The organism is Bacillus sp. MMSF_3328 (genome assembly GCF_030733525.1).
In the GTDB taxonomy this organism is placed as follows: domain Bacteria; phylum Bacillota; class Bacilli; order Bacillales; family Cytobacillaceae; genus Bacillus_AB; species Bacillus_AB infantis.
This window is the reverse complement of record NZ_JASHIV010000001.1, coordinates 352,187-368,314: the sequence shown is the minus strand read 5'-3', so window position 1 is coordinate 368,314 and position 16,128 is coordinate 352,187. Positions and strand designations below refer to the sequence as shown.

The following is a 16,128-nucleotide window of genomic DNA, read 5'->3' as shown; positions in this document are numbered from 1 at the left end:
TTCCGCCTTTGTGAGCACTTTAAGAATTAATGCTAAATCAAAGGAGGAATTATCATGAGCCAGAAGCGGGACAAAGGGAACAGCCAGAAAGGCAAGCCTGCAAGCGATACTGTCAATCATACGATTGCGGCTGAAGAGCTGGAAAAAGCCATTCACCCGGCAAGGGGCCAGAATTCTCCGCAATAGCCGTTCAGCAGCCGCGATTGCCGCGGCTGTTTTTCGTTCACAGAGCAGAATTTTTCTTTAGGAAGAAAACGATGATTTTCCGTCCGTTTTCATTTCGAAGAGCATCTGCTAATGGTAAAATAAAGAAAAACCTTATTTTGGAGGGATCGTCTTGAGAAAGGCATTCCGTTACCTTTTTTCACTCCTTGTCTTTTTAACCTCGATCGGTGTGTATTTTACCAATCGGATCATGTATATGAAGAAAAAGGATGACAGCTTTATCCTCAACAGGGAAACTGAAGCCGGAAGGGTAGATCCTCTTTCCTTCAGCAGCCTTGCAAAAAAGGAGGTTTTGATCCCATCCCCATTTGGTTACTCCCTGAAGGCGGTTCTCGCAGAGCCGCACTCTTCGAACAAATATATTATCATCTGCCACGGAGTGACAGAAAATAAAACAAACAGCATTAAGTATATGAATCTGTTCCTCAACCGCGGATTCAACGCCCTCATCTATGACCACCGCCGGCATGGAGAATCCGGCGGCAAGACGACGAGTTATGGGCATTATGAAAAATTCGACCTTCAGGCCGTTGTCCAGTGGCTGAAAAAAGAGAAAGGCGATGACCTGCTCCTGGGGATCCACGGCGAATCGATGGGAGCGGCCACCATGCTGCTGTATGCCGGAATGCTGGAGGATGGAGCCGATTTTTATATAGCCGACTGTCCGTTCTCGGATTTCAGGGAGCAGCTTTCTTACCGGCTGAAAACAGAAATGAAGCTGCCGCCACAGCTGGTTCTTCCGGTGGCAGACATTTTCCTGCGCCTAAGGGAAAAATATTCTCTGAACGAAGTATCCCCCATCGCTGTCATCGACCAGATCAAAAAGCCGGTGCTGTTCATCCACAGCACGAAGGATGATTTTATCCTGCCCACCATGACAGAGGCCCTTTTCCTGCGCAAGCCCGGCCCGAAAAAACTGTTTCTTGCCATGAACGGGGTCCATGCCCAGTCCTTGAATGAAAACCGCAATGACTATGAGAAAGCCATCGACGAATTTCTTGAAGACTATATTTTTAAAAGGGGGCCGATGGCCGCCGGTTCTTAAACAGATAGGGAGGAGGCTTTTTGAAAGCCTCCTCCCTTTATGCTCCCGCAGCATAACAGCCGCCGTCACTATCTGTTTTTCTGCTGGCTGACGGCCTTCCCCTCGGCAGACAGGCCCCTCACGAGTTCGAACTCACCTGCCGCAAAATAAAAGCGCCCCTCTTCCGTCTCTATCAGCTTCGCCGGCTGGAATGAATCCTTCTTTCCCGCTTCCACTGCTGTTATGTCATTGTTCAGGATCCGCCCAAACACAATCGGCACTTTATGCTTCAGATTGCCTTCTGTGTCATACTGATAGAAGGTTTCCGGATAGACCGTCATATGATCGTTCTGCTTATATTCCCAATGGTTATGGCCCGCGTTCTTCCAGCCGGCCTTCTTGCTTTCCTGCAGATAGGCGGCGGCAACTGCCTGCACCTTTTCCGCCCCATTGTCCGCTTCCCGCTCCTGCTCTGTCAGATACAACACAACCGTGCCGCCCTTCACCTTTTCTTTATGTATCACCTTCTGGACATTGAAAGGCACTTCTGTACTCATCGCTTCCTCGAAGGTTTTAGGCTGGCATGCTGCAAGGAAGATGGCCGCCAGCATGATCCATAAGCCTGCCTTTTTCTTCATTCTCCCGCCCCCTTTAGCATCTCTTTTATCATTAAATGAAGGAACAGCCTGTAACATGCGCCAAGGTGCGCTATGGTTCTCTAGCCTTATTCGGCTTTTTCGAAACCTGAATTGATAAAAAATTCCATTTTGAGTTTTGAGCCGGAACAAAAGCGCAAGCGCCTTGATCACCTTAAGGAACGCAGACTAAGAACGCCACGTCCTGTGGCAACATCTGCATGACCAGCTTCCTGGGGGCCTCAAGACGAACCTCCCGGAAAGGCGTTCTTTGCCTTTTTGGGAGGTTCGGCTTATGACTTCGGCGCAGCTGCTGGACGTGGATCAAGAATTGAAAATTATCCACAAGTCTTCCAATTTATAAATTCTTCAACTACAAAAAAACAGACCGCATTGCGGCCTGCCTCAGGAAATCTTATTAATGAAGCTCATTCTCGGATTCAAGTATTGATTCGGGCTTTTCAGCTGAAAACAATTGGCTTGATCGGAATAATCGATTGTCATGCTTTCATCGAAAAAGACTTCTTTTGATTTTTCTATATAGATGCTGCCGGCTTCGGTGCTGATTTCCCTGTCGCCGGAATCCACTCCATCCACCAGCCATAAGGCGCTTACGCCGCTGACAACACAGCCGCAGCCTTCTGTATCATATTTTAATTTTAAATAGCCTTCTTTTCCGGCTGTTTTTTCTTTGAGTTTTTCCTGTGCTGTTCTAGTGACTGCAATTTTCATGGGAAAATCACCTGCTTTCGTTTCATAATCCCATTCTAGCATAAAGCAGGCATTCCACCTTTTCATGTGCTCAGCACTTCCGCCCTGCTGGACAAGCCGGCCCGCCGGTATGGGAATAACCCGGCAGGTGACAGCTCTGCCGGATCAAGGCTGGCTTTTCCCGGCATCTTCCGGACGGGGCTGGTCTTTCCGCTCCATTCCGCTGAGCGAATGGCGGTTAAACCTTCCTTTATCCGACCCTGCTCCCGGAGCAATATTGGACATGGGCAGCTGCTCAAGCTCTTTGCCTCTTGGCATAAGAAACACCTCCTGCCTTTAAGGTGCTCCCCCTGCGCAAATCCATTCTCTTTTCCTGCCGCTATTCCCCGGCGGCCCTGACATCGGCAACCGTGTTCAGCGGGATGCGGTGGACCTCGCCAAAATGGTCTATGACATGAAGCTTTTGGCCGATTTCATCCCAATAGTGGATGTTTCCGATTACGAGTTCATGACGGTGAGTGCGGAAGTGGGTGATGGCAACCGCCTGGCCGAACTCCATCGCTTCAGCAAGTGTCTCATTCATCTGTTCAAGCTGCTGCTCATCCAGTTCTTTCGGCTTTTCATAGGTGTCCTCTTTCGCCCAGTCCCGGAGCAGCTTTACATGCTCTGGGAGCATCATCGACGTCCATTTTATCCTTCCCCTGTCCCGGATCATATCTCTGCCTCCTTACATTTTATGGCCCCCGACCAGTGTAGCCCGATGTTTGGCTGTCCCTGCCGCAGTATATGATATCGCCCGCAGCAGCGCACCGGATCCGAAACGGCGGCGGATGCTGTCGACGGTGTATCCGAGCTCCCTGCTTTTCCAGCTGTTCAGGTCAAAAAGGCTGAGCTGGAATTCATGGTCATCCACAATATTGCCAAGGGCCATTGAAATTTTCCTGACCGTCTTCCCAGAGTAATTTTCCTGAAAAAGTTCCAGGCAGACCCGGTAAATATCCATGGTGACATTGGTCGGCTGATCGATGGTGCGCGACCGGTAGAAGCCGCCTCCAAATTCATCCTGGCTGTATCCCACGCCAAAGCTGACTGTCCTTCCCGCCTTGCGGTGGTTTCTGGCCCTCCTTGCCAGCTCTTCGCACATTTCAAGGATCACCTGCTTGATCTCCCCTTCATCCTTATAATCGCGCAGCAGGATCTGGCTTTTCCCAAAACTGATCTGCCCCTCCATGATCGGCGCGCCGATGTCGGAAAGATCAACGCCCCAGGCATGGTGGTAAAGCTGGTTCCCCATGATGCCGAATTTCTTTTCCAATGCTTCCAGATCATAGCGGGCCAGCTGCCCTACAGTGAAAATGCCCATCCCGTTCAGGGTCTTCTCCACCCTTCTTCCGATGCCCCACATGTCCCTCAGGGGCGAAACCTTCCAGAGCTTCTCCTTGACATCATCGTATGTCCATTCAGCAATCCCCTTCTGCTTCGCCTCAAGATCAAGGCACAGCTTGGAGAGCAGCATATTAGGGCCGATGCCGATGGCACAGGGCAGCTGGAACTCCCTTTCAATATCATCCTTGATTTTCTCGGCAATGGTATAAGCGCCTCCCCAAAGCTTTGCAGCTCCGTCAACTTTGATGAAGCTTTCATCCACACTGTAAGTATGGATGCTTTCCTTCGGGACATAGCGGTGGAATACACGTGTAATCTCGGTGGAAATTCTCAGATAGGTGGCCATTTTCGGTTCTACCACGATAATGCGGGGATCTTTCGGGATTTCAAAATAGCGGGTTCCGGTCTTGACGCCAAATTCTTTTTTCATCCGCGGGGAGGCGGCGAGGACAATGCTTCCTTTCCGTTTTTTATCACCTACTACAGCAAGATAGCATTCAAGCGGGTCGAGGCCCTCCATCACAGCGGAACAGCTTGCATAAAAGCTTTTCATATCCACACATAAAATTTGGTTGTTCGGCATCGTGCTGTAATCGATCATTTCTTTTCTCTCCCTTGGCGCTTGGCTGCATTCCTCTTAGGCCCAATTAGCTTACAGATTCAGATATCCAAAAAAGAACATCTGTTCTAATTCATTATACCCACTATATTAAGCGAATATGCGTTCGCATTCAATGGAAATTTTACGACGAATTTCTTGATTCCGGTTTGCCTGCCAGCAGATAAGCTGTTTTTCCATTGTTTCGCAGCCTGACGGCCCGGGCTTCCATTGGGGGAAAGATTGGCTATAATGGCAGGAGGGAGGAATCTCGATGGACAGAAAATTGATATACAAAATGGCGGCCGGCTGCCTTGGCCAGTACGGCTTTGACGGCAGCTTGATCAAGCCTGGCAGCAGGGAATTTGAAGAACTTTACAGGCGTATTGAGGAGAAAAAAAATGAAGATGCAGAAACGGATTTGCACGAAATAGTCGAAGATGCGGTATATGGATTTGTCACCGGGTCTCCTTACTTTTAAGAACAGCAAGAATGAAAAACAAACAGGACCCTCTGCTGGAGGGCCCTGTTTGTTGGCGAAAGGCGGATTTTTGACTTTGCTAGCAAGTTTTTTATTTTATTAGCAAGTTTTTTATTTTATTAGCAAGTTTTTCAGTTTATTAGCAACTTTTCCCGTTTATTAGCAACTTTCCGGTTTTATTAGCAACTCTGCAAAACTGGAGGCACTATTACAATTCCCTCCAAAAAAACCGCACTCATTTTTTATTGAATGCCCGCCGGCCTGCCTTTTCAAAAAGGCGCGGGAAAAGGGCATAAATGGTGCTTCCGGCATTCATCCAGCGCGGGAGATTGATTTCCCTCCGGCCCGTCAGCATGCTGTCCACCACTTTTTCTGCCACATAGCGCGGCTGCAGCATAAAACGCTGGACATTTTTCACATAGGTCCCTTTTTCATCTGCAATATTAAAGAAATTAGTGGCAATCGGGCCCGGGTTGACAGTCGTCACATGCACCCCGAGATCAGCAAGCTCCATCCGGAGGCTGTTCGAATAGCCCAAAACAGCGTGCTTCGTGGCAGAATATACGCTCGATTTTGGCGTAGCGATCTTTCCTGCCTGGGATGCGATGTTAATGATGTGCCCGCTATTCCTGCTTCTCATAGAAGGCAGGACCATGCTCGTTGCGGCCATCAGCCCGATGACATTAACATCGAACATCCCTTTTATTTCCTCGATCGGCGCTTCATGCGCTTCCCGGAATACCCCGAAGCCGGCATTGTTCACAAGCACATCGACATGTCCCCACTCACCCAGGATCCGGGCGAAAACGGCCTGGACCGCATCTGTATCCGAAACATCCAGCCGGTCTGTATTTACTTCAGCACCATAGCGGGTTCCAAGTGCACCGGCAATCTCCTCCAGCTTTTCCTGATTCCGCGCCAAAAGCCACAGCCTCGCTCCTCTTTCCGCGCAAAGGGCAGCCATTTCCGCTCCGATGCCTCCTGATGCCCCGGTGATGACAATATTCTTTTCTCTAAGACGTCCTGACAGCAAAAAACCACCTCATTCAGCAATTGTATAAAAGAAGGCGCCGTCTTCCTCCTTAATAACAATTTCTCCTAACGACTCCAAATAGTCAAGCTGGGCTACTGTCTCCGAGAGAGTCAGGGTGAATTCCCGTTCATAAACGGCCGGAAACAGCCTCTGGCATACTTGGAAGGCAGTAAGCGGCCCTTCCTCAAGCCATCCTTTAACCTGCATTGCCCGGTCATGCTGGCGGCCGAGCCTCTTTTCAATCAGCGGGGGAACTTCGCTCACTTCAGGTCCATGGCCCGAATAAACAAGGCTGATAGGAATCTCCAGCAGCTTTTTCAGTGACTCATTATATTGAAGCATCGGCCTTGGACGTTCTGTTTCTCCAGAAAGCGGAGGCTCGAGGAGAGGATTTGGAGAAATACTGGCAAGCAGATGGTCTCCCCCGATGTAAGTGCCATCCTTTTCGCGGTACAGGCCTATATGGCTTTGTGCATGCCCCGGAGTTTCCACCACACTCCAGCCCGGCAGGCCTGGCGGTTCATCGCCTTCGCAGATCGAGCCGGTAAGAGAGCGGCTGCAGGAAAATCTAAGCGTTTTCTTCATCAGGGCAATGAACGGCAAATAAGCATCCGGAATGCCAAATTCGCGGAAAAGCCCCATGTAAAAGCGGTCATGCATATCAAAAAAGGCCTCTGTCCTGTTCAGCCAGCGTTCATTTGCAGAATGTCCGTAAACCTCGAGTTCAGGGGAAAAATAATCAAGCAGGCCGGCATGGTCGGGGTGGTGATGGGTGAGGATCACCTGTTCAATATCCTGCGGCTTCAGCTTCAGCTCCTTCAGCTGATGGTTCAGTGCTTCCCATGCTTCTTCTGTTTTGGGGCCGGCGTCCACCAAAGTCAGCCTGTCGCCTTTAATCAGGTAAACATTCACATCTCCAACCGGAAAAGGGGTGGGGATGACTAACTTCGCGATATCATTCTTCCATTCAGCCATTTTTCTTAACTCCTTGAAATTATATTTAAATAAAGTAATGGATATAAAAACACTGGCTTCTCCAGCAGCACCATCATTTCAGCGGAAAATAAACAGGGCTGCTGCCGGAAAAAACACAGAATCTATGTATACTTTGGAAAATTGGCAGACAGTATATACTGTAAGTTTAACTTTATTCAAAGGAATTGTCATTATTTTCACATAACTTTTCTTGAGTGGTTTAAAAAATCCTGATGAAAGCCTATTGACAGGTCCGCTCCTTTTCTTGCATAATCACAAAAACATCTTTTTTATAAAGAACGAAGCGTTGAATAGGGCCAGTAAATGGGAAATGGCGAAAGAGAGTGAAGCCCGCCGGCTGAAAGGCTTCACCGCCCGCTTGAACATTGAACCTACCTTACGAGCTGTCAGGAAAACCTGACGTCCCGTCCCGGCGTTAACGGGCGCTAAGCTGCATCAGACCTGAACAATGGCAGGCCTGGTGAATGAAGGTGGTACCACGGAAGCAAAGCCTTTCGTCCTTTACTGGACGGAGGGCTTTTTATTTTTAACGGACCAAAAACAGAAAGGATTTGATCACTATGAAAAAACTGGCGGTCATCGGGGCAGGATCCATGGCGGAAGCCCTGATTGCAGGAATGATAGAAAATGGGCTTGTGAAAGCTGAGCGTATTTATGTGACCAATAAAAGCAATGAGGGACGGCTTGAAAGAATGGCAGGCACTTATGGCGTACACGCCACCCACAGCATGGTGGAGGTGATGTCCGGAGCGGAAGCAGTCATCCTGGCCATGAAGCCAAAGGATGCGGCAGAAGCGATGGAGCGCCTTGTTCCTTATCTGAATGAAAGTATGCTGATTATTTCTGTCCTTGCAGGCGTGCCGATGGAGAGCATTGAAAGACTATCCCGCCTCAAGCCTGCCATCATAAGGGCTATGCCTAATACATCTGCAGCTGTCTGCAAATCGGCCACAGCCCTGGCGGCAAATCTTAAAGCCACCCAGGAACAGGCTGCACTCGCCAGGGAAATTTTCGAGACCGTCGGGACGGCGGTGTTTGTGGAGGAGGAACAGCTGGACGCAGTGACAGGCCTGTCGGGGAGCGGCCCTGCCTATATCTATTATTTGGCGGAAGCAATGGAGAAAAGTGCAGCCGAGGCCGGCCTCGATCAGCCTGTAGCAAAGGAGCTCATCATCCAGACACTGGCAGGCGCAGCGGCCATGCTAGCCCGATCTGATAAAGAGCCAGAAGAGCTGCGGAGGAATGTCACCAGCCCGGGAGGCACAACAGAGGCCGGTATCCGTGTGCTCGACAGCCATGGCGTCCAGGAAGCTTTCATGTTATGCATCAAAGAGGCGGCCCTGCAGTCAGGACGCCTTGGCAAAGCGATTACGGAAGAGCTGCGGCAGAAGAATAGCCAAAGTTGAACATCTCCTCCCCTTTCCTTAAAATGGAGCCAAATACAGGGAGGGAGTGAAAAAAATGCTGGCCATTCTTCTGGCACTCTGCATGATCATCTGGATATGCGCCATAGCTGATGCTTTTTTGGGACTGCGGAGGCTTGACCAGCTTGAAGAGGAAGAAGAGCTGGCTTCCGGCCCCCTTCTGTCAATTGTCACAGCAGCACGAAATGAAGCAGCCGTGATCGAAGAGAGCATCCGCACTCAGCTTTCACAAAATTACACACACCTCGAATGGATCCTTGTTAATGACCGGTCAGAGGATGGCACGGGGGAGATCATGGAAAGGCTGGCCCAGGAAGATGCAAGAATCAGGGTTCTTCATATCCATGACCTGCCTGATGGCTGGCTCGGGAAAAACCATGCCCTGTGCAGAGGAGCAGGAATGGCAAAGGGAGATATAATCCTCTTTACTGATGCCGACGTAATGTTCCGGAAAGATGCCATCGGCAGGGCACTTTCTTATTTCAGGCGCCAGGGCCTCGATCATCTTACAGCTGCCCCGGCTTTGAAAGCACACAGCTTCTGGCTCAAAGCGTTCATCGGCTTTTTCCTTTTCGGTTTTTCCTATTATAAACGCCCCTGGCAGGCCAACCGGCCGCAATCAAAAACGGGGATCGGGATCGGCGCATTCAACCTTATTTCCAAAAAAGCTTACGAAGATGCCGGCACACATGAATCCATCCGGATGAGGCCGGATGATGACCTGATGCTCGGTATGCTGATGAAGAGGCTCGGGTACAGGCAGAAAATCGCTGCAGCGCTGGAGCTGCTTGAAGTCGAATGGTATACAAGCCTGGGAGAAGCATTCAGGGGCCTTGAGAAAAATACATTCGCCGGCCTCCATTACCGGATCAGCATGGTGCTTTTGGCCATTGCCGGCACTTTCATTTCCCAGGTGGTTCCCTTCTTTGCCGTTTTTTCGCCGGATCGGCTTGTCATGGGGCTAAGTGCGGCAAACATCATTCTGCTGGGGGGCCTTTATACGATGATTTCAAACCGCATGACCCCCTTTTCCTCCGCCCTTTTTCTCGTTTTTCCGTTAACGGCGCTTCTTTTCATCTACAGCATCATGCGCGCAAGTTTCTTGACGTTTAAGAGGGGAGGCATCGTCTGGCGGGGTACAAAATACAGACTGAAGGAGCTGCGCCGAAAAAATAAATAAGCGCGAGCGCTTTCTTTTTCCTTCCCTTCTGCCCCCTGCTATACTAAAAGTGTTTAGCTGCACGAAATAAGAAGGAGGCAATTATGGACACAAAGTTATTTTCTTCATACACAGTGAAAGACGTCACACTAAAAAACCGCATCGTCATGGCGCCGATGTGCATGTATTCCAGCCATAATGAAGATGGAAAAGTAGAAAACTGGCATTTGACCCATTATACAAGCAGAGCTGTTGGACAGGTTGGCCTGATCATTGTGGAAGCGACCGCTGTAACTGCGCAGGGCCGCATTTCACCACAGGATCTGGGGATCTGGAGCGATGATCATATCGAGGGGCTGCAGCAGCTGACAGGCATGATGAAGGAGCATGGCACCCGTGCCGGCATCCAGCTTGCGCATGCAGGCAGAAAAGCGGTTATTGAGGGCGAAATCATTGCTCCATCTGCCGTGGCTTTCAATGAAAAAATGAAAAAGCCTAAAGAGATGACAAAAGAAGAGATTAAAGAAACGATCGAAGCCTTTAAGGAAGGCGCTGTCCGTGCTAAAAAAGCAGGCTTCGAGGTTATAGAAATCCATGCTGCCCACGGCTATCTGATCAATGAGTTTCTATCCCCGCTTTCCAATCTGCGGGAGGATGAATACGGCGGGATCGCAGAAAACCGCTACCGCTTCCTGAGGGAAGTCATCGACAGCATCCAGTCTGTTTGGGACGGACCTCTCTTTGTAAGGGTATCAGCGAGCGATTATAACGAAAACGGACTTGATGTTGAGGATTATGTCACGTTCGGGCGCTGGATGAAAGAGCAGGGCATCGACCTGATCGATGTAAGCTCCGGAGCACTGGTGCCGGCCCGCATTCACGCTTATCCAGGCTACCAGGTCAAATTCGCTGAAACCATCAAGAATGAGGCAGACATCCCGACAGGCGCCGTCGGCCTGATTACATCCGGACTGCAGGCTGAAGAGATCCTGCAAAACGACAGAGCAGACCTTATCTTCATCGCACGTGAGCTGCTCCGCGATCCATACTTCCCAAAAACCGCAGCCAAACAGCTCGGCACCGAAATCGAACCCCCGAAACAATATGATAGAGGGTGGTAAGAAAAGCGGAGGGCGCTTGCCCAGCCCCGACTAGCATAAGACGAGCAGGACGGAAGGTTGTTCTTTAACCTTCTGGCCTGATTGGCTTATGACTCGAGGGGCTAGCGCCCGGAGCTGGACACTAAGAAAAGCGGAGGCGACTGTTCAACTAAGGAACGCAGACTAAAAACGCCACGTCCTGTGGCAACGTCTGCATGACCCACATCCTGTGGGCCTCAAGCATAAGACGCGGTAGAATAAAAGGCGTTCTTTGCCTTTAATTCTGCCGTGGCTTATGACTCGAGGCTCTAGCCGATGGAGCTGGACAATAAGAAAAGCGGAGGGCGCTTGCCCTCCTCGAGATACAAAAAGAGCGTGCAGCCACATAAGGCTGCACGCTCTTCTTTCATTCTTCCTTCCAAATCCGCTCCAGAACATGTCCCTCACCACTGATGGCAATCCTGAAAACATCAGGATTGGACATTTTCATCAGCACATCAAAGCCGCTCTGTTCGTCGAAATATCTGAGCAGGAGCGTGCTCAGATTTCCATGGCTGGCAAGCACGATATGCTTCTCCGGGCGCTGGAGGGCTTCTTTTAAGACGGATGCAGCCCTTGCCATCCCCTCTTCCTGGGTTTCTCCGTCTTCAAAGCGCAGTCTGAAATCATCAAAGCTCTGCATAAGCTTAGTCTGCCAGTCATCAAAATAGAGAGAACTCAAAATCCTTTCCCCTAGCCGCGGGTCAGCAGAAACATCAAGCCCTTTAGACTCAGCAAGAGGCCTGACCGTCTCCAGGGCCCTGATGAAAGGGCTGGAATAGATAAAATCAACAGGCTTATCCTCAAAAAAACCGGCAAGCTTCACCGCCTGCTTTCTTCCCTCTCCAGTCAGCCGGGATTCAAACGGCTGGCCTTCGGCTTTGGCATGGCGAACGATATATAGTGTCTTCAAGCTTTCGCCCCCTTACTTATTCACCGGGATATGGAATTCCTTAAAATCCTCTGCTATATCGGCATCTGGAAACACTGTGCGCGCTTCAGCGGTGAGCATTGCCCAGTCTGCTCTTTCGTAGCGTGCACTGATATGTGTGAGGCATAATTTCTTTGCGTTAGCCTGTTTGGCTATTTCCGCAGCCTGAACGGTTGTAGAATGGTAATAGTCGCGTGCCATGGTTTCTTCGCCCGCCTGGAAGGTCGCTTCATGGACAAGCAGATCAGCATCTCTGGCAAGTTCTAGGGCGGTTGCGCACATCCTTGTATCACCAAGGATCGTGATGACCCTCCCTTTAATATCCGGACCGAGAAAATCTGCCGGATTCAAAACAGTGCCGTCCGCCAGCACAGCAGGAATCCCATTTTTGATATCCCTGTAAATCGGACCCGGCATGACTCCCGCTTCCTTCAGCTTATCAGCCTGGAGAGTGCCCGGTTTGTCTTTTTCCATGATCCTGTAGCCAAGAGAAGGGATTCCATGGTCAAGAAGCTTTGCCTCCACTTTAAAATCTTCATCTTCGAAAATAACGCCCTCTATTGCCTCAATGATCTTCAGCGGATATTTTAAGCAGGTCCCGCTCACCGAAAGGCTGATTTCAATATAATCCTTCAGCCCCTTTGGCCCATAAACCTCCACCTCTGTCTCGCCTCCCTGGAAGGAGCGGCTTGAGAGAAGTCCGGGAAGCCCGTATATGTGGTCGCCATGCATATGGGTTATAAAAATCTTTTCGATCCTCCTGGGCTTCAGTGATGTATGCAGGATTTGATGCTGGGTAGCCTCGCCGCAGTCAAACAGCCAGACAGTGCCCCGCTCTTCCAGAAGCTTCAATGCCATTGAGGTAACATTTCTAAGCTTTGCCGGTATTCCTGCACCCGTTCCTAAAAATAGTAAATCCACCCATGCCCCCCCTTTACCTGGTAAATATGTTCACTTGCCGTTAAATCGAGTTTTTATAATCAACACTATATCATAAATGCCGGCAGAAAGGTCCTCCCCGACTTCATCCCCATAAAAAACGGATAGTTTCCCGCCCTATTGCGGAAACTAATCAGGCAGCAGCCAAAGGCAGCGCTTTCGCAGGAGAAAGGCGCATATTATTTGCGATTTCATTGGATAAGCTATAAAATTTTATACTTGTATGGGTGTTCTTTTAATGGAAGACTTTTTATAGCCTTTGTTTGTGTCAGGGGCTTCATCCGGGTTGGACCCGATCCAGTGAGCGTGCCGGCATAAAAAGAGCTTTTTTAAAGATAAATCCCGCTGCAGGCCTACAGCATAAGAACTTACATATATTGAAATTTTGTTGAAGAGAGGTTTATGTACCGTGAAACAGAACGAAAAACCAACAGGATTAATCATGATTTTCGGAGCTACCGGCGACCTTGCCAATCGTAAACTGTTCCCTTCCCTCTACAGGCTTTTTGAAAAGGGAAATCTTTCAGAGCGTTTTGCTGTCGTCGGAGTTGCAAGAAGACCGCTTTCCAACGAGGAATTTCAGGAAAATGTAAAAAATTCCGTTCAGTCTGCGATAAAGGACAGCACCAGGCTGGATGAGTTTGCATCCCATTTTTACTATCACTCACATGATGTGACAGATTCAAGCTCATATCTAGCTTTAAAGTCAATGGCTGAAGATCTTGATAATACCTATGGCCTCGAAGGCAACCGTATTTTCTATCTGGCCATGGCACCGGAATTTTTCGGCACCATTGCGGTTCATTTGAAGCAGGATGGCCTGACCGAAACCAATGGATTCAAGCGCCTTGTCATAGAAAAGCCGTTCGGCCATGACCTCGAGTCTGCAAAAGAACTGAACAGCCAGATCAGGCATGCTTTTTCCGAAGATGAAATTTACCGTATTGATCACTACCTGGGTAAACAAATGGTCCAGAATATTGAGGTAATCCGTTTTGCCAATGCACTGTTTGAGCCGCTCTGGAACAACCGCCATATTTCCAATATCCAGGTGACATCAAGCGAGGTCCTTGGGGTAGAAGAACGCGGGCGCTATTACGAAAAGAGCGGGGCCTTAAGAGATATGGTTCAGAATCATATGCTGCAAATGGTGGCACTGCTTGCGATGGAGCCGCCGATCCGTTTGACGACCGATGAGATCCGCTCAGAGAAAGTAAAGGTCCTGCGTGCGATGCGTCCGCTTGAGGGCGATATGGTTCACGAACACTTTGTGCGGGGACAGTATGGCAAAGGCATGCTTGACGGCGAACAAGTGCCGGGATACCGTGAAGAACCAATGGTTGACAGCGAGTCCAATACCGAAACTTTTGTGGCCGGAAGATTGACTATCGACAACTTCCGCTGGGCCGGGGTCCCAATCTATATCAGGACAGGAAAGAGGATGGCCGTCAAGTCAACGAAGATTGTCATCCAATTCAAGGATATTCCGATGAACCTGTACTATGAAACAGGGCAGACAGTCAATCCGAATCTGCTGATCATCCACATCCAGCCTGATGAAGGGATCACACTTCACCTTAATGCCAAAAAGTCAGGAAACCAGCTTGAAGCGAATCAAGTCAAGCTGAACTTCTCGAATAAAAGCGGCAGCGGCATAAACACGCCGGAAGCCTATGAGAAGCTGCTGTATGACTGCATGAGAGGCGATGCCACAAACTTTACCCACTGGGACGAAGTGGCATTATCCTGGAGCTTCGTGGATAAAATTTCCGAAGTATGGGAAAACCATAAAGCGGAAAACTTCCCTAACTATGAAGCCGGGACAATGGGACCTGAAGAAGCAGACCAGCTGCTTGCAAAAGAAGGATTCTCCTGGTGGCCTGTGGCAGACTTAGAAGTTGATAATTGCTAATACAAAAAATCCCTTCGGCTACCCGGAGGGATTTTTATCATTCAAAAAGCCGCCTCGATTGGCGGCTTTTTGAATGCATGTATTAAATCCAGTTCGTATGGAACGTGCCTTCTTTGTCCGTACGCTGATACGTATGGGCCCCGAAATAATCGCGCTGTGCCTGAAGCAGATTGGCCGGGAGGGTTTCCGTCCGGTAGCTGTCATAATAAGAAAGCGCGGCTGAGAAGCATGGAACCGGTATTCCGTTCTGTACAGCAGAGCTGATGATTTCCCGCAGGGCTGCCTGGTAGCTTTCGGCGATTTCCTTGAAATATGGATCAAGCAGAAGATTTTTAAGACCCGGTTCCCTGTCATAAGCTTCTTTGATTTTCTGCAGGAACTGGGCGCGGATGATGCAGCCTCCGCGGAAAATCATGGCGATATCCCCGTATTTCAACTCCCAGCTGTATTCATCCGATGCAGCCCGCATCTGGGCAAACCCCTGTGCATAGGAACAGATTTTGCTCATATATAAAGCTTTGCGGACAGACTCAATGAATGCTTCCCTGTTTCCTTGAAAGCTCTTCGCTTCAGGTCCTTTCAAAAGCCTGCTCGCGTGGACGCGCTCCTCTTTCATGGCCGAAAGGAAGCGTGCAAAGACGGACTCAGTGATAATCGGAAGCGGGACACCTAAATCAAGGGCACTTTGGCTTGTCCATTTCCCTGTGCCCTTTTGGCCGGCTGTATCGAGGATCACATCCACGAGCGGCTTGCCTGTTTCCTCATCCTTTTTAGTAAAAATATCTGCTGTAATTTCAATCAGATAGCTGTCGAGTTCGCCCTTATTCCAGTCTGCAAAGACGGTGTGCAGCTCTTCTGCCGACAAGCCGAGTACATTTTTAAGAAGGAAATAAGATTCGGAGATCAGCTGCATGTCTCCATATTCGATCCCATTATGGACCATTTTGACATAATGTCCTGCCCCATCCGGACCTATGTACGTTGTACAAGGCTCGCCATTCACTTTTGCAGAAATATCCTTAAAGATTGGTGCGACAAGGTCATAGGCTTCCTTTTGCCCGCCAGGCATGATGGACGGCCCTTTCAGTGCGCCCTCTTCTCCCCCGGACACCCCGGTTCCGATAAAATGGATGCCAAGCTCGCTCAGCTCTTTATTCCTCCGCTGTGTATCAGCGAAAAAAGTATTTCCGCCATCTATCAGGATATCGCCCTTTTCAAGATGAGGCTTAAGCTGCTCAATCGTTGCGTCCGTTGGGCCGCCCGCTTTGACCATCAGCATAATTTTCCGCGGCTTTTCAAGGGAATCGACAAACTCTTCAATCGAGTAAGTTCCGGTAATATTCTTCCCTTCGGATTCTTTAAGCATTTCTTCCGTTTTTTCAGAAGATCTATTGTAGACAGAAACAGCATACCCCCTGCTTTCAATGTTCCAGGCAAGGTTTTTTCCCATAACGGCAAGGCCGATAACTCCTATTTCCTGTTTAGTCATATCATTCTCCCTTTCTGCTTCTGAAGCTGGTATCTACACCCGGCAA

Annotated in this window: 17 protein-coding genes; 7 read left to right on the top strand and 10 right to left on the bottom strand. The window is 49.4% G+C overall.

What is annotated here, in order from left to right; translation table 11 throughout:
* Positions 1 to 54: 54 nt before the first annotated feature.
* Entirely contained in the window at positions 55 to 186 is a 132-nt protein-coding gene (locus tag RBB45_RS01820) for a hypothetical protein (protein WP_009794737.1), read from the top strand.
* Positions 187 to 337: 151 nt separating this feature from the next.
* On the top strand, positions 338 to 1,270 hold the full coding sequence (locus tag RBB45_RS01815) for an alpha/beta hydrolase (protein ID WP_306009039.1): 933 nt from the start codon (positions 338 to 340) through the stop codon (positions 1,268 to 1,270).
* Between the two features lie 68 nt (positions 1,271 to 1,338).
* Here RBB45_RS01815 and RBB45_RS01810 read toward each other — a convergent pair whose 3' ends face one another.
* The 5 genes from RBB45_RS01810 to RBB45_RS01790 all read right to left on the bottom strand — a co-directional run bounded on the left by RBB45_RS01810 (position 1,339) and on the right by RBB45_RS01790 (position 4,582).
* Positions 1,339 to 1,887 carry a hypothetical protein gene (locus tag RBB45_RS01810; protein ID WP_022544167.1) on the bottom strand — a complete coding sequence of 183 codons (549 nt, stop codon included), beginning with the start codon at positions 1,885 to 1,887 and terminating at the stop codon, positions 1,339 to 1,341.
* Positions 1,888 to 2,289: 402 nt separating this feature from the next.
* Entirely contained in the window at positions 2,290 to 2,616 is a 327-nt protein-coding gene (locus RBB45_RS01805; protein WP_035403064.1) for an iron-sulfur cluster biosynthesis family protein, read from the bottom strand.
* 144 nt (positions 2,617 to 2,760) lie between these two features.
* Positions 2,761 to 2,913 (bottom strand): hypothetical protein, encoded by a 153-nt coding sequence (locus RBB45_RS01800; protein WP_165352519.1) that lies wholly within the window; start codon positions 2,911 to 2,913, stop codon positions 2,761 to 2,763.
* A gap of 61 nt (positions 2,914 to 2,974) precedes the next feature.
* The gene (locus RBB45_RS01795; protein ID WP_009794731.1) at positions 2,975 to 3,310 is read right to left on the bottom strand and encodes a YolD-like family protein; all 336 of its coding nucleotides are present in this window, start codon (positions 3,308 to 3,310) and stop codon (positions 2,975 to 2,977) included.
* Between the two features lie 12 nt (positions 3,311 to 3,322).
* The gene (locus RBB45_RS01790; protein WP_009794730.1) at positions 3,323 to 4,582 is read right to left on the bottom strand and encodes a Y-family DNA polymerase; all 1,260 of its coding nucleotides are present in this window, start codon (positions 4,580 to 4,582) and stop codon (positions 3,323 to 3,325) included.
* A 271-nt stretch (positions 4,583 to 4,853) separates the two neighbouring features.
* Here RBB45_RS01790 and RBB45_RS01785 point away from each other — a divergent pair, with 271 nt between their 5' ends.
* Positions 4,854 to 5,060, top strand: a complete 207-nt coding sequence (locus RBB45_RS01785) for a YqzH family protein (protein ID WP_094767110.1) — start codon at positions 4,854 to 4,856, stop codon at positions 5,058 to 5,060.
* Between the two features lie 235 nt (positions 5,061 to 5,295).
* Here RBB45_RS01785 and RBB45_RS01780 read toward each other — a convergent pair whose 3' ends face one another.
* The gene (locus RBB45_RS01780; RefSeq protein ID WP_035403059.1) at positions 5,296 to 6,090 is read right to left on the bottom strand and encodes an SDR family NAD(P)-dependent oxidoreductase; all 795 of its coding nucleotides are present in this window, start codon (positions 6,088 to 6,090) and stop codon (positions 5,296 to 5,298) included.
* Positions 6,091 to 6,102: 12 nt separating this feature from the next.
* Positions 6,103 to 7,068: an MBL fold metallo-hydrolase gene (locus RBB45_RS01775; protein WP_009794726.1), complete on the bottom strand. Its 966-nt coding sequence runs from the start codon at positions 7,066 to 7,068 to the stop codon at positions 6,103 to 6,105.
* Positions 7,069 to 7,649: 581 nt separating this feature from the next.
* Here RBB45_RS01775 and proC point away from each other — a divergent pair.
* From proC to namA, 3 genes are all read left to right on the top strand, one after another.
* Positions 7,650 to 8,495 (top strand): pyrroline-5-carboxylate reductase, encoded by an 846-nt coding sequence (gene proC, locus RBB45_RS01770; protein WP_094767108.1) that lies wholly within the window; start codon positions 7,650 to 7,652, stop codon positions 8,493 to 8,495.
* 55 nt (positions 8,496 to 8,550) lie between these two features.
* Positions 8,551 to 9,693, top strand: coding sequence for a glycosyltransferase family 2 protein (locus RBB45_RS01765; RefSeq protein ID WP_306009038.1), 1,143 nt, complete (start codon positions 8,551 to 8,553; stop codon positions 9,691 to 9,693).
* Between the two features lie 83 nt (positions 9,694 to 9,776).
* Positions 9,777 to 10,793 carry an NADPH dehydrogenase NamA gene (gene namA, locus RBB45_RS01760; RefSeq protein WP_009794721.1) on the top strand — a complete coding sequence of 339 codons (1,017 nt, stop codon included), beginning with the start codon at positions 9,777 to 9,779 and terminating at the stop codon, positions 10,791 to 10,793.
* A gap of 385 nt (positions 10,794 to 11,178) precedes the next feature.
* Here namA and RBB45_RS01755 read toward each other — a convergent pair whose 3' ends face one another.
* Complete coding sequence (locus RBB45_RS01755; RefSeq protein ID WP_101550240.1) at positions 11,179 to 11,724, bottom strand: histidine phosphatase family protein; 546 nt, start codon at positions 11,722 to 11,724, stop codon at positions 11,179 to 11,181.
* 12 nt (positions 11,725 to 11,736) lie between these two features.
* Entirely contained in the window at positions 11,737 to 12,663 is a 927-nt protein-coding gene (gene rnz, locus RBB45_RS01750) for a ribonuclease Z (protein ID WP_306009037.1), read from the bottom strand.
* A 427-nt stretch (positions 12,664 to 13,090) separates the two neighbouring features.
* Here rnz and zwf point away from each other — a divergent pair, with 427 nt between their 5' ends.
* The gene (gene zwf / locus RBB45_RS01745) at positions 13,091 to 14,593 is read left to right on the top strand and encodes a glucose-6-phosphate dehydrogenase (protein ID WP_094767104.1); all 1,503 of its coding nucleotides are present in this window, start codon (positions 13,091 to 13,093) and stop codon (positions 14,591 to 14,593) included.
* A gap of 82 nt (positions 14,594 to 14,675) precedes the next feature.
* Here the strand turns inward: zwf and gndA are convergent, their stop codons facing one another.
* Complete coding sequence (gndA, locus tag RBB45_RS01740; protein ID WP_306009036.1) at positions 14,676 to 16,082, bottom strand: NADP-dependent phosphogluconate dehydrogenase; 1,407 nt, start codon at positions 16,080 to 16,082, stop codon at positions 14,676 to 14,678.
* Between the last annotated feature and the right edge of the window lie 46 nt (positions 16,083 to 16,128).